The organism is Aureisphaera galaxeae (assembly GCF_028561275.1).
Lineage (GTDB): Bacteria > Bacteroidota > Bacteroidia > Flavobacteriales > Flavobacteriaceae > Aureisphaera > Aureisphaera galaxeae.
Genome location: NZ_JAQQTF010000004.1, coordinates 248,457 through 263,222 on the forward strand (window position 1 = coordinate 248,457; position 14,766 = coordinate 263,222).

Annotated in this window: 11 protein-coding genes; 2 read left to right on the plus strand and 9 right to left on the minus strand. The window is 42.6% G+C overall.

The features are described 5' to 3' along the window. Positions 1–189 precede the first annotated feature (189 nt). From POV27_RS06000 to POV27_RS06040, 9 genes are all read right to left on the minus strand, one after another. Entirely contained in the window at positions 190–2,001 is a 1,812-nt protein-coding gene (locus tag POV27_RS06000; protein WP_272861838.1) for an acyl-CoA dehydrogenase family protein, read from the minus strand. A 39-nt stretch (positions 2,002–2,040) separates the two neighbouring features. After that, positions 2,041–3,231: an acetyl-CoA C-acyltransferase gene (locus POV27_RS06005; protein ID WP_272861839.1), complete on the minus strand. Its 1,191-nt coding sequence runs from the start codon at positions 3,229–3,231 to the stop codon at positions 2,041–2,043. Between the two features lie 91 nt (positions 3,232–3,322). Further along, the gene (locus POV27_RS06010; RefSeq protein ID WP_272861840.1) at positions 3,323–5,731 is read right to left on the minus strand and encodes a 3-hydroxyacyl-CoA dehydrogenase/enoyl-CoA hydratase family protein; all 2,409 of its coding nucleotides are present in this window, start codon (positions 5,729–5,731) and stop codon (positions 3,323–3,325) included. Further along, positions 5,731–6,183: a MarR family winged helix-turn-helix transcriptional regulator gene (locus tag POV27_RS06015; protein ID WP_272861841.1), complete on the minus strand. Its 453-nt coding sequence runs from the start codon at positions 6,181–6,183 to the stop codon at positions 5,731–5,733. The genes POV27_RS06010 and POV27_RS06015 overlap by 1 nt, the downstream gene beginning before the upstream one ends. 114 nt (positions 6,184–6,297) lie before the next feature. Then, positions 6,298–7,266 carry a VPGUxxT family thioredoxin-like (seleno)protein, type 2 gene (locus POV27_RS06020; RefSeq protein ID WP_272861842.1) on the minus strand — a complete coding sequence of 323 codons (969 nt, stop codon included), beginning with the start codon at positions 7,264–7,266 and terminating at the stop codon, positions 6,298–6,300. Positions 7,267–7,338: 72 nt separating this feature from the next. Next, on the minus strand, positions 7,339–8,358 hold the full coding sequence (locus POV27_RS06025; protein WP_272861843.1) for a LuxR C-terminal-related transcriptional regulator: 1,020 nt from the start codon (positions 8,356–8,358) through the stop codon (positions 7,339–7,341). A 14-nt stretch (positions 8,359–8,372) separates the two neighbouring features. Next, positions 8,373–8,858, minus strand: a complete 486-nt coding sequence (locus POV27_RS06030) for a hypothetical protein (protein ID WP_272861844.1) — start codon at positions 8,856–8,858, stop codon at positions 8,373–8,375. Between the two features lie 201 nt (positions 8,859–9,059). Next, positions 9,060–10,838, minus strand: a complete 1,779-nt coding sequence (locus POV27_RS06035; protein ID WP_272861845.1) for an AMP-dependent synthetase/ligase — start codon at positions 10,836–10,838, stop codon at positions 9,060–9,062. A 117-nt stretch (positions 10,839–10,955) separates the two neighbouring features. Then, positions 10,956–13,334, minus strand: coding sequence for a M14 family metallopeptidase (locus POV27_RS06040; RefSeq protein WP_272861846.1), 2,379 nt, complete (start codon positions 13,332–13,334; stop codon positions 10,956–10,958). A gap of 132 nt (positions 13,335–13,466) precedes the next feature. Between POV27_RS06040 and POV27_RS06045 the strand changes: the two genes are divergently transcribed. Further along, complete coding sequence (locus POV27_RS06045; RefSeq protein ID WP_272862650.1) at positions 13,467–14,009, plus strand: 2OG-Fe(II) oxygenase; 543 nt, start codon at positions 13,467–13,469, stop codon at positions 14,007–14,009. Positions 14,010–14,026: 17 nt separating this feature from the next. Beyond that, positions 14,027–14,728, plus strand: a complete 702-nt coding sequence (locus tag POV27_RS06050) for a suppressor of fused domain protein (RefSeq protein ID WP_272861847.1) — start codon at positions 14,027–14,029, stop codon at positions 14,726–14,728. Positions 14,729–14,766 lie beyond the last annotated feature (38 nt).

Consider the following 14,766-nt stretch of genomic DNA (forward strand, 5'->3'; position numbering starts at 1 on the left):
CAGTAAATACTAGGGTTTTAATTCCTAAAAGTCTATCGATTTAGTAGTTATTAGTCTTTATGATGACAATTTCCTTACGATTTAATAAAATTTAACACGAAAATCATAAAAAAAACCGCCCTCATTTCTGAAGGCGGTATTCAACTAACTAACCAAGATTCAAAAATGGAAGATAATTGAATCTTTTCTTTAAAACGGATAGGTATTCTCCGCTGTAACTTTTTCTGCTATCAAATTACGAAGCGCTACCACATTGGGCATGTTCTGGTACTTGGTAAAGCGTTTCAATCCCATAAGCATCATGCGTTGCTCGTCACCTTCGGCAAAAGAAACAATACCTTCCTTCGCTTTTTTGGTAATGGTATCTACCGCGTTGTATAAGTACAATTGCGTCATGGCCAACTGCTCTTTTTGAGCTTCTTCACCAAAACGCTTGATATTCTTCTCAGTACGCAAGATAGCACTTTCCGCCATATAAATCTCTATCAAGATGTCACTTGCGGCCATTAAAAGTTGTTGGTGCTCCTCAAGGGCAGGTCCGTATTTCTGAACAGCACTTCCGGCTACCATAAGGAATACCTTTTTCAATTTTGCTAGGATGGCTTTTTCCTCGGATAATGCTTCAGAATAGTCTGGAGTGTCGAAAGAAGGAATAGAGGTCAATTCGTTGGCTACTGCCATGGCAGGTTCCAAAAGTTGTACATGTCCTTTCATCGCTTTCTTCACCAACATTCCTACGGCAAGCATTCTGTTGATCTCGTTCGTTCCTTCGTAAATTCTGGAAATACGTGCGTCTCTCCAAGCCGACTCCATAGGGGTATCGGCACTAAAGCCCATTCCACCAAAAATCTGGATCCCTTCATCGGAACAGTTTTGAATATCTTCAGAAACAGCTACTTTCAAAATGGAACATTCAATGGCGTATTCCTCTACACCTTTCAGTTCTGCTTCCTGATGGGTATTCCCTTCGCTCATTCGGATGTTGATACGATCCTCAATGTTTTTTGCAGCACGATAACAAGCGCTTTCTCCCACATACATACTTGTAGCCATTTCAGCAATCTTTGCTTTAATAGCACCAAACTTGGCAATAGGGGTTTTAAACTGAATACGCTCGTTGGCATACTTTACCGATCCGTCGATCACTCTTCTTTGTGCATCCAGACAAGCGGCCGCTAATTTAATACGTCCTACGTTCAACGCGTTCATTGCAATCTTGAAACCGTTTCCTCTTTCCGAAAGCATATTCTCTACAGGTACTTTGGTTTCGTTAAAGAACACCTGACGGGTAGAGGAGGAGTGAATCCCCAATTTATGCTCTTCTTCTCCTAGGGAAATTCCATTTTCGGGATCATTTTCTACAATGAATCCTGTAATATTTTTGTCGTCCTCAATACGGGCAAAAACGATGAATACATTACAGAAACCAGCATTTGAGATCCACATTTTCTGTCCGCTAATGCTGTAGTAAGTACCATCCTCCGAAAGGACGGCTTTGGTCTTTCCGCTATTGGCATCACTTCCTGCTCCGGGCTCTGTTAAACAGTAGGCTCCGAACCACTCTCCACTGGCCAACTTAGGTACGTATTTTTGACGTTGCTCTTCGGTTCCATAAAGGGTAATTGGCATGGTACCGATTCCCGTGTGTGCTCCAAAGGCGGTAGCGATAGATCCCGTAGCTCCAGAAATATAGTCGCACACCAACATGGTGGTAACGAATCCCATTCCCAATCCGCCGTAAGCTTCAGGAACGGCAATCCCCAAAAGCCCCATTTCTCCTGCTTTGCGCATGATCTCTTCGGTAAGGGCATAGTCCTTCTTTTCGAATCGCTCCTTCAACGGCCAGATTTCGCGATCTACGAATTCCTTAACCGATTCTTTCATCATTTTCTGCTCTTCAGAAAAATCCTCCGGCGTAAATACATCTTCACAAGGGGTTTCCTTTACCAAGAATTGTCCTCCGCGAAGAATGTTCTCTTTTATATTGTCTATCGTTTCCATGATTATATATGCTTTAACCCTTGCGGGTTGGGGTTTGTATTAGTTTAAAAATTCGAATATTCCTGCTGCACCTTGTCCGGTTCCCACGCACATGGTTACCATTCCGTACTGCCCTTGCATGTTGCGTTTGCGCATTTCGTCAAACAACTGAACGGATAGTTTGGCTCCCGTACATCCCAGTGGGTGCCCCAGTGCAATAGCACCACCATTTACGTTCACGATGTCTGGGTTTAAGCCCAACTCGCGAATCACGGCCAGACTTTGGGAAGCAAAAGCTTCGTTCAATTCAATGAGGTTGATGTCATCTTGTTTCAGTCCTGCCTGATTCAATGCCTTAGGAATAGCCTTTACAGGGCCAATTCCCATGATTCTTGGTTCCACTCCAGCAGCGGCGTAATTCACCATTCGTGCAATGGGCTCCAAGTTTAATTCTTTCACCATGTCTTCACTCATTACCATAACAAAGGCAGCACCGTCGCTCATTTGCGAAGAGTTACCGGCAGTCACACTTCCACCTTGAGCAAACACAGGGCGTAGCTTGCCCAATGCTTCCATATTCGTTCCTTTTCGGGGCCCTTCATCTTTGGTTACCGTATAACTTTTAGTGGCTTTCTTACCGTTTTCGTCTATATAGGTTTGTTCTACTTCTATAGGAACAATTTGATCTTGAAAACGATCTTCTGCTTGCGCCTTCAACGCTTTCATATGACTATTGTAGGCGAACTCATCTTGATCCTCTCGGGAAACATTGAACTGATTAGCCACGGCTTCTGCCGTATTTCCCATTCCCCAATAGTAATCTTCGTGTCCAGATTTAATGAGGTCGTAATTCAATTCGGGCTTGAATCCAGTCATAGGAACAGAGCTCATACTTTCCGATCCTCCGGCGATGATACAGTCTGCCATTCCTGCTTGAATCTTGGCGGTAGCGATCCCGATGGTTTCCACTCCTGAAGAGCAGAATCTATTTACGGTTACTCCGGGAACGTCTACGATGTCCAATCCCATTAAGGAAATAAGACGGGCCATGTTCAATCCTTGGGATCCTTCGGGCATAGCATTTCCAACGATCACATCGTCTATGCGTTTTTTGTCCAATTGGGGGAGTTCCTTCATCATGTGCTCGATGGTTTCGGCGGCCAATTCGTCGGCTCTTTTAAAACGGAACACTCCTCTTGGGGCTTTCCCAACCGCGGTTCTATATGCTTTTACTATATATGCTGTTTTCATGTTGTAAACAGTGTTGAGTTTTAAGTTTTAAATATTAAGTTTTAAGTGTTGAGTTTTAAGTTGAAAGGTTGTCACATCTCACTTTTCACCTCTAATTTCTCAAAGGTTTTCCTCTCTGGATCATATGCTGCAATCGCTCTAGGGTCTTGCGCTCACCACAAAGGCTTAAGAAAGCCTCACGTTCTAAATCCAATAGGTATTGCTCGGTTACCATCGTCGGTTCAGAAAGATCTCCACCAGCCATTACGTAAGCCAGTTTGTTGGCAATCTTCTTGTCATGCTCACTTATGTAGTTACTGGCTTCCATACTATCGGTTCCTACCAAGAACATTCCTAGTGCCTGCTTTCCAAGTACCTTTACGTCCTTTCTTCTAATAGGCTTCGTATAACCCATATCGGCCATATGACGTGCAACGGCCTTGGCTGTCGCGATCTGACGGTCTTTGTTCACTACCACAATGTCCTTTCCAGGCTTTAGGATATCCAAGTCATAGGCTTCGTAAGCCGAAGTAGATACTTTGGCCATTCCTATGGTCAAGAAGTACTCCTGTAGTCTATTGAGTTCAACATCGTTCTTCTGGAAGGAATCACTGGCGCGCATCGCCATTTCTTTAGATCCACCTCCGCCAGGGATCACCCCAACACCAAATTCTACCAATCCGATGTAGCTTTCGGCAGCCGCCACTATACGATCAGCATGTAAGGTCATTTCGCATCCACCACCCAAGGTCATTCCGTGCGGAGCTACTACCGTTGGGATAGAGGAGTAACGCAATCGCATTACACTGTCCTGGAAGTATTTTATGGCCATATTCAACTCATCATATTCCTGTTCAACGGCCATCATGAATATCATTCCGATATTGGCTCCCACAGAGAAATTCGCTCCTTGGTTTCCAATCACCAATCCGTCGAAATCTGCTTCTGCTAGGTCTAGGGCTTTGTTCAATCCAGCAAGAACGTCACCGCCAATGCTGTTCATTTTGCTTTGGAATTCGCAATTCAAGATTCCGTCTCCCAAATCTTCTACGACCACGCCACTGTTCTTGAATACCTCGTTGGATTTTCTGATGTTATCCAAAATGATGAAGGCATCCTGTCCAGGGATTTTTTCGTGCGATTTCTTCGGAATGTCATAGAAATAAGAAGCTCCGTCTTTTACGGTGTAGAAGCTGTCTTTTCCTTCGGCCATCATTTCGGTTACCCAAGCAGCGGGTTCTTTGTCCAATGCCTTTATGAGTTCAATTCCTTTATCAACACCTATGGCATCCCAAATTTCGAAAGGACCGTGTTCCCAACCGAAACCGGCCTTCATGGCATCGTCTATTTTATAGAGTTCGTCTGTGATTTCTGGAATTCTTTTCGAAACATAGGCAAACATGGCTCCGAAGTTCTTGCGGTAAAATTCGCCTGCCTTGTCTTTTCCTCCAGCCAATACCTTAAAACGATCGATTACCTTATCGATGCTCTTGGTCATTTCTAAAGTAGCAAAGTTGGCTTTCTTTTTACCTCTATAGGCTAAGGTGTCCAGATCCAAAGAAAGGATTTCTGATTTACCATCATCCCCTTTTACTTTTTTATAAAATCCCTGTCCGGTCTTGCTTCCCAGCCACTTGTTTTCCATCATTTTGTCGATGAAACCTGGCAATTGGAACAAGTCGTGTTCCTCATCATCCGGGCAGTTTTGGTGAATTCCATTTGCAACATGTACCAAGGTATCCAATCCTACCACATCTACAGTACGGAAGGTTGCCGATTTGGGGCGGCCAATCACAGGCCCCGTTAACTTGTCCACCTCCTCTATAGTCAATCCCATTTCCTTTACCTGGTGGAAAAGGCTTTGGATTCCGAAAATACCAATACGGTTTCCGATAAAGGCTGGGGTATCTTTGGCGATAACCGAAGTCTTACCAAGGAACTGCTCTCCGTATCCATTCAGGAAATCAAGTACTTCTTGCGAAGTGTCTGGTCCTGGAATGATTTCGAATAATTTCAAATATCGTGGGGGGTTAAAGAAGTGTGTCCCACAGAAGTGTTTTCTGAAGTCTTCACTGCGCCCTTCGTTCATAAATTTGATCGGAATCCCCGATGTGTTTGAAGTAATCAAAGTCCCGGGAGTTCTATGTTTTTCAAGGTTCTCGAAAACCTGTTGCTTAATGTCTAAGCGCTCTACTACCACCTCAATAATCCAATCGACATCAGCTACTTTGGCAATATCATCTTCCAAATTCCCTGTCGTAATTCGACTGGCAAATTTCTTATGGTAGAGTGGGGCCGGTTTGGATTTAATGGAGTTGGCCAGTGCATCATTTACCAGACGATTACGCACTACTTTATCTTCTAGGGAAAGGCCTTTGGCTTTCTCTTTGTCGTTCAGTTCCCTAGGAACAATATCCAATAGCAGGACTTCCACTCCAATATTAGCGAAATGACAAGCAATTCCGCTTCCCATGATCCCGGAGCCGATCACTGCTACTTTTTCTATTCTTCTTTTTGGCATTATACGGTTTGTTTTTTTGTCGTGTATATTTTTTTGGATTGAATCAAATCTAATATGGTATTGGCTACCGTTTTAAAGGTGTCCAGGTCCTTTTCGGAAACCTGCTCCCGCACCGCTTCGTCGAAGCGAAGTACCACCTGCTTGGAGAACTCGCGCATCTCTACGCCAAAAGGGGTAAGGTGAATAAGCACCCCGCGTCCATCGGCAGGATTGGGCTTTCGGACGATAAGTCCTTTGTCCTCCATGTTTTTTAATGTTCGGGAAAGGCTCGTAGCCTCCATTCCCATTTTTGGCCCTAAGGCCGTAGAAGGGGTACCTTCCTCAGGATCGATGCTGATTAAAGCAAATCCAGTGGCCATGGTACTTTCCTTTTTTCCGGCTTCTTCGTTGTACATTTTCTGTACCGCCATCCAAGTGGCCCGAAGTATGTAGTCTATGGTTTTTTCTTTCAAGGGGAATCTTGTTTGAAATTATTCCTTCAAAGATAGAAAAAAATATTATGCATGCATAGCAAATAGTTATTTTTTGTGTTAAGTTTTTGCAAAGTGGTCTGTAAAAGAGGGGTTTTAGTTGAGCATGGACAATTTATCCCAAGATTCGAAGAAATCCTGATCGAAAATGGATTCCTTGGTTTTGGGGTGCTTAAACCATTCCAATTGCTTCGGACTCAAATATTTCTGGGGGTTCTGTTTTAATCCTAACGCACTGTTTATCTTGGTTTTTTGAACTTCGGTGAGTGGGACATGTTTAAATCGGCTGTGCTGAATGAAATAATCCTCATCCCTTGGTGACCATTGAAACTGGGTCTTGGCAACGGGGATCATGGAATTGGCTTGAGCATAGTCCGAAAGCTCTTGCTCGGAGATTTCATCGGCATCATAAATAACCCGAACCACTTCCGAACGATTCATAAAACCTGCTTGGGTGGCAAGAACACCATCTTGTGAGCCCAGCTTTTTCTCTCCCGTCCAGAAGCAATACATCTTAAAATGTTTTTCCTGAAGGTTATGATCGGTCGTTGTTGTTAGTTCCTTTCCCAAAATCTTTACATACTCTGGAATAGGATTGCCATACGCTTCCAACGCATTGATCATTGCGTTGTATAATCCTTTTGCCGAATAATCGCTGGCCACCCTTCTCACTAGGTTCTCACCCTTGTCGTTCACAATACGAACTACGGGGTTATTCCAACTGGGCTCTTTGTACTTCTTCAGGATTTGTCTGTCCTTCCCTCCTTTATTATTAAAAATAGCCAATGGGATGAATTCGTTTTCTATGGCTTCCGTCATTAAAGGGTGGGAGAGTACATTGTGACCGTAGTTCCGGCAGGTAGCACATCCAGGCACTTCCTGAAATAATATGAGCACGGGCTTTCCTTCCTTTTTGGCAAGGTCCAAGGCTGTATCATAGTCGCGGTACCAACTTACCTTTCCCAATTCCTCATCCTGATCATAGGTTTTGGTTCGTTCTTGGGCGGTTATGGTGGTGAGTGCAAAAAATAAAACAACAATGGGAAGGAAACTGGGTAGACGCATGTGCAAAGTTTTACAATTACCTTGGGTAAGTCTCAAATCCAGCCGGACACTTACACATGCCTCCCAATTTTGCTAAAAATCCATCGCTTCCTTTCGGGATTTTATGTTCAGTTTGGTGTATATACTGCTTACATGCGACTTCACGGTGCTCAATCCAATATTGAAGGTTTCTGAAATTTCCTTGTTGGACCGTCCTTGCTTTATTTCTTCCAAGATCTTCCTTTCTTGGACGCTCAATTTCTGAATGGGATTAGGACCTTTTTTCTTTTTCCGTTTTAGGAAATGATTCAAAACAAAACCTAGAATAAAAAAGGCCAATCCGATAAGGATATAGGCAGTATAGTCCTTACTCGATTCTTGGGGCAATTGGGATCGAAATGTTTTAAAATAATTTGATTTCTCGCCTTTCCATTTTTTTAGATATCCTTCATAAAATGACTTGTTGATAGGGTAGTTCGTTTCAAACTTACTTCTATGCAAAGCGTATAGGGAAACCAAAGAATGGGAACTGGTATCGGCCACAAAGCGTAGTTTTTCATAAATCGCCTTGGTTACAAATTCTCCCTTTACCGAAGAACCTTTAAAATGCGTACTGTCCACATAGGTATAGATCCGATCTACTTCCCGTAATTCCTGTGCAGGACGATAGCCTTGGATCTCGACAGGAGTGAACGGGGGATTGCCCGGTATGTTTTCGAGCACGATGGATGAGTACTTGTTACCAACAACGAACATATGATTTTCTTCATCCCCTCCAATAATGAGGGAGCCCATGGGAGCTCCTTTTTTAGAAATGTGAATTCGGTACAGTTGGTCATCCTCGGAAAGATAATCGGTGGCAAACGAAAAATTTCCCAAGCTGTCCAAGGATGCTTCAGAAATGATCATTCCTGTAGACATATGATACATGTCGTTTAGGGTAGGGATGTGCGAGAGGTAAACCACTGGATCCCAAATGGAATCCAGTTGTAATTTACCTCTAATACCAGGTGTGTGTTCCCCTTGGGACTGTCCTATGGCTAACTGAAATAGGATTAGGAACGCCCCAAAGGAGAGGAGGGATCGGTATGGTAGGTTAGTCTCGTTTTTCATGTGGAAGCAAACGCTTAGTTACTGCTTGCTTGGTGCGAATGAATTTGAACTTTACCGGTTACTTTCTTAGGTTTCAGTTTTATGACCCAGTCTCCCTTCATAGGTTCTTTAAAGGTTTTGTTGAGCTGGCCACAAACCGTTTCCGAGCTTTTTCCCGTGTTGGAAGAACTAGAATTAAGTTCACTCTCTACTGAAAAGTTTCCTTGCTTGTCTCCCTCGGGATTGTAAATTTCCATAGTCAGCGCACCAGAAGAAATATTACTGGACACCCCAATGTTAAGACACTTCACTTCGTCGGTCACGGAAATGGTGACAGATTCATTTTTCGAACTATCCTCTAAACTGATGGATTTAGTGGTAGAGCTACTGGAACAATTGTGGTTGTTGTTGTGATTGCTGTTGTGGTTACTATTGCTGTTGCTTCCACGCTGAGCAAATAGGGTAGGACCGCTTCCCAAAAGGAACATAACGAGTACGATAATTTTGATTGATGTTTTCATGACTTTCAATTTTTATGAATTCTGATAACACAAATCTATTTTCAGCGAGGGCATTTGCCAAGTGAAAAGAGGCTGAAAAAAGAACGAAAAAAGTGCTAAAAACGTCTTAGCCCTTCTAAAATAAGGATATTTTTCTTCGATCAATAAAAAAGGGCAGTGAATTCACCGCCCTTTCCTTTATCTATTATCTATTGCTTACGATTATTTCTCGTAGATTTTGTTGTACAGATCCATGTACTTCTGTTTAATCACCTTTCGTTTCATTTTCATGGTAGGGGTAAGGTGACCATCTTCAATACTCCAGATGTCTGGCGTTAATTCGAATTTCTTGATCTTTTCCCATTTCCCGAAGCGCTCATTGAATTTTTCCACTTCTTTATTAATCCGCTTAATCAACACTTCGTTGGTATAGGCTTCTTTGGGATCGGTTGGGATGTTCTTTTCCTTTCTTTCGGACCAGTCCGCCACAAATTCCCAGTTGGGCTGAATAAGAGCCGCCGGCATTTTCTCGCCTTCTCCCACCACAAGAATCTGCTCAATGAAGCGCGATTGTTTCATGGCATTTTCTATAAGCTGTGGAGCCACATATTTTCCACCACTGGTTTTGAACATGGATTTCTTACGGTCGGTGATTTTAAGGAAGCCATCTTCATCAATGATTCCGATATCTCCCGTATGAAAGAATCCATCTTTCAATACCTCGGCAGATTTTTCCGGGTCCTTGTAATACCCTTGCATTACTTGAGGCCCTTTGATAAGGATTTCCCCATCTTCGGCTATCTTTACTTCTGTATCGGGAAGTGCCTTTCCTACCGTTCCAATTCTGAATCCACCATTACGCATATCATTAACCGATACCACAGGTGAGGTTTCGGTAAGACCGTACCCTTCCATTACGGGACAGTCGGCCGCATTGAATACACGGGCCAATCTCGGTTGCAAGGCAGCACTACCAGAGGCAATGGCCTTTAGGTTTCCACCCAAGGCTTCTTGCCATTTACTGAAGATAAGTTTTCGGGCAATCTTTAATTTAAATTCGTACCATCCACCGTTCTGGCCATAGGGTTCCCATTTCAATCCTAAGCCAACAGCCCAGAAGAATAGTTTTTTCTTAATACCTGTAAGATCGGTTCCCTTGGCAATAATCTTATCGTATACTTTCTCTAAAAGTCGTGGTACGGCCGTCATTACCTCGGGCTTCACTTCCTTTAGGTTATCGCTAATGGTTTCTAAACTTTCGGCGAAGTGAATGCTCACCCCACAATACTGGTACATGTACAATAGCATGCGCTCGTAGATATGGCAAACGGGAAGGAAACTCAAGGCTTTAGAATTTCCCATTTCAATAGGCAGTCGTCCTCTACTGTGCTTAGCATTACTGGCAATGTTCTTGTGCGAAAGCATAACCCCTTTCGGCTTTCCGGTCGTACCAGAGGTGTAGATTAATGTAGCCAGGTCATCCTCATGTACTGCTGCTTTTCGCTTTTCAACTTCTTCCTGCAAATCCAGATTTTCGTCCCCAAGTTTCAACACTTCGGACCAATTATCGCAACTACCAATTTCATCGAAGGAATATACGCCCTTCAATGTGGGCACATTCCCTTTAATTTTGTTGATTTTCTCCAATACCTCGGTACAGGAAACAAAGCAATACTGTGATTCACTATGATTCAAGACATATTCGTATTCCTCTTCAGAAATAGTAGGATAGATAGGCACATCTTGGGCTCCAGTTTGTAGGATTCCAATATCGCAGATATTCCATTCTGTGCGGTTGGTCATGGAAATAATAGCGACTTTGTCATTGGGTTGTACCCCAAGTTTAATCAATCCACGGCTAATGGCATTGGCCTTATCAATGTACTCTTGTGTAGAGGTTTTTATCCATTCCCCATTTACTTTGCTAACAAGTGCCCCTTCTTGAGGGTATTGTGCTAGTTGATAATAGGGGAAGTCGAACAGTCGTTTTACGTCGGTCATAGTCTCATATTTGTAGGAATGCAAAATAGCGAAAATTATCCAGTTTTATGATATCCATAAAAAAATGGGATCCTTTTAAGAATCCCATAATTATGTATGTGTTTTAGTATGAAAAACTTATAAGCGAACGATCTTAAAAGTCTGTGTGGTTTCTTGGTTAAAGAGTTTTAATAGATATACTCCACTGGCCAAATTACTGTAATCCATTTCTTTGGATCCGCTATTGTTTAATTCACTTCGAATTAGCTGTCCTTGCAGGTTGTATATCTCTATGGAATAATTCTGAACCGAGGTAGTAATGCTCAACACATCTTCCACAGGATTTGGATAAATACCAAAGGCTGATGTAGCAAATTCTGAAGTATTCAACACATCTTCGTTCACAATATTAATGGTTAGGTTGTCGAAATAAAGCCCATCTCGTATTCCTGAAGGACCCGAGGCCAATTGAAACCGTACCAAAATGTTCTCGCCTATATAATCACTAAGATCTATTTTTTCCAATACCCAATCCAATTGAGTGCCATCGTAAACAGGCTCTCCCTCTGGCTGAATACCCTGTGGTTGACCCGCGTTGGTATAGATTCCGCATTGAGGAATCCAAGTGGTTCCATTGTCAATAGAGACTTCGAATTGGGCGTAGTCTTCATTGTTCTCTATATCCCAGCGGGCGAAAAAAGAAGCACTCGCGCCCATGGCGTCACTCAAATCTATAGGATCTGATATGGTGATAGCGGTATCTACATTGTTAGCGTATTGGGTGAAAGGGGAATCTGCAATGGAGCTCGGCGCACTTACAAAGATAACGTCGTTAATCCCCCAATCATTGGTGTCGTAATTGTCGGTGGTGCTGTTTCCGGGATCATAGAATATGGGAACTTCCAATCCGAAGCGTTTTTCAACCAACAATCGATTATCATAGGTTCCATTATTCACTACCAACTCAAAAACGATTAGATCTCCTGCTTGAGTTCCTGCTTCTAAGGTGTATTGTATACTTCCTGTAACTACTTCCATAGGAGCTAATCCATTAAAAGATTGTGGGCTACCCACAGAGGCAATATTGGCAGATACAGGAACAAGACTTAAGGTATAATCATGGCTTTCGCTCAATCCCAGACGTTTAAATTCGAATTCTTGGTCTACCACAGCTTGGTCTCCAGTGTAGGTGCCGGATCTATCGAAAATGTTCACACCGTTGTTCGTCATTTTCGCGGAAGCAATATTAATGTACATCATATCCAAACAGGAAGGAATAATACGGTCCATAGGTAACCAGAATTGGTTTCCTATTTCTGGAAGGAAAGAGTAGATTTTGTTATGCGTTCCCACGGTGCCGTACATAAAATCGTTTACAGCACCAGAAATCCCGTTGGTTTTCACAAAAAAGTAATCGTTTCTGGAGGTCATTTCCCCGAGGAAGTCCAAATACAAATCGTGTTCTGGCGTAAATGCGGAACTGGTATAACCAAAGGGAAAGAAGATACCGTCTCCGTGACTGTGATTGTTTAAGGCCATGACAAAATCATGTTGTTCGCAAAACCAACGCATGGCTTGATTTTCCACTTCCGAAAAAGGAGCGGGCCCATGGTATACCTGACTGTTGGGATCGCTAGAAGTACCTTCACCACCCCAGGTATTGTTTGCCGGATCCCCGCCAATATAGTAGTCGTAGTTTCGGTTATTGTCTATACCATGCCCATCTTTTCGGTTTTTACGCCAAAATCCTCCACCGTTAGGATCGGTGAGTTCGTTGTATAGATATCCATCGGGATTAATAACGGGTACGAAGTACAATTCGGTGTTGTCTACAATCTCTTTGACTTCCTGATTGGTTTCGTAGTTCTCCAACAGGTACCACATAAAAAACAGGTTTTGCGATAAGGAAGTGGGTTCTCGCGCGTGGGTAATGGAGTTGTAAAGAATCTTGGGTTCACCCTCTGCACTGCTATTGGGGTTGTCACTAATCTTCACCCACTTAATGGGATTGCCTCCAATTGGGGGCGTTGTTGAGTTGTCGGGTTGACCTTCGGTGAGGAAGGTGCCGATATTGGCTGGAGCCGAAATGAGATCGGGATAAAGGGCCACCATATCGTCCAATTCATCCAAAAATTCTTGATAGGTATAGTATCCACCCATGCTTCCGAAATTCCAATTATCGGGTACTTCGTAGGCATTTCCGCAAACAGCGGCTTCCCTGTTTATGGTTACCTTTTTATTGTTTTGAAGAAAATAGGCTTTGGAATCTTCAATTAAAACATCCACTTTAAAACCCGCTTGCATGGCTTTTTGCACTTCGGAAACCGAAAAGTCACTGAGCACAAAGTTCTCTCTTAAGTTGATTCCATGGTCTACTGCGATTCCAAGGTTTAATAATGTGTTGATATCGCTGGGATCGTTGAAATGGATTTTAGCGCGTTGATGGATTTCCTGAACTTCTTGCGCAAAACCCGTAAGGCTAAACAGCAAGAGTGTTGATAAGATAAATCGTTTCATTTTCTTTTCCGAATAGGTGAAGTGTTGCTAAGGTACGGCATAATTGCTAAGCTTCCACCTTCCAAGAGATTGATTGGATTATATTTGTGGCTTAATATGTCGTTAATCTTAAATAATTAGGCGTTGGAACTAGTGCAGCATACCGATCATATCATCACCATGAAGGGTTTTTGGAACCCCGAAGAATGCGATAAGTATATCAGAATAAGTGAGGCTTATGGGTATGAAGCAGCGACCGTGCAAACCGATTTTGGGCAGAGAAGGGTGGATCATATACGAAACAATAAAAGGGTGCAGTATACCAATGAAGATTTAGCGCTGGGGATTTGGGAAGCTGTAAAAGATCACGTACCGAATGCTTATGGAAAAAGTACCGCTATCGGATTAAACGAACGTTTCCGGTTTTATAAATATGGTTCGCTTCAGGAATTTAAAAAGCATCGGGATCAGAGCTTTATTAGAAATGCATCCGAAGCCAGTTTTTACACTTTTATGATTTACCTGAATGATGGTTTTACGGGAGGAACAACTGAATTCAATGACCTGAAAATTGTACCCGAAAAAGGAATGGCCTTGATATTTCGTCATGACTTGGAACATGCCGGAAATCCTGTGGAAGAGGGTGTAAAATATGTGCTACGGACCGATATTATGTTTAGGCTGCCAAATGACTAATTGAAACTAGAAAGCAAATGGAAGGGTATCAGAATCCATTTTTAGAAAGGAAGCATTATTATGAACACACAGAGTGGATAGCAGAGCACATTTCACAATACTTTGGTGAGAGCCCAGCTTCTGTTTTTACTGAGATACCTGTTCTGGATTTACGGGTAGATGTGCATCTCATCAGACCAGAGAATGCACCATTCAATATACTTTTAACATCAGGGATGAGCACTTTGGAAATGGAAGTTGATGAAGGAATCGAAAATCCTGAGGAATTGGCGTTTGCGGAATTGATGCTTTTGATTCCAAAAAATATCGAATTTGGGCAAGTGTATACAGGAGAAAATGTGAACGATTGGATATTGACAATTCTGAAAAGAACGGCGAAATTCCCACATTTCTATAATACTTGGATAGGGGTAGGACATACCATTCAAGCAGAAGCAGATTTGTCCCCTTATGGACATGATACCGATTATGTGGCTGGAATCATTCTTCCTTCGCTCACTTTTGATCGTAATTTCACGGAAATTCGCAGGGATGGAAGGAAAATCAACATTTACTGTATACTTCCTTTGTATATGAATGAACTCGAATTCAAGATTGAAAAAGGCTACAATGCTTTCGTAGATTTATTGAAAAAGTGGAATGGTCCTGAAATTCTTGATCTTAATAGAGAAAATCTCATTTCGAAGAAATCCCTTTGGGATAGATTCCTGAGAAAGTAGTGGCATTAAAAAAAGGCCCCCAATTGGGAGCCTTAAAA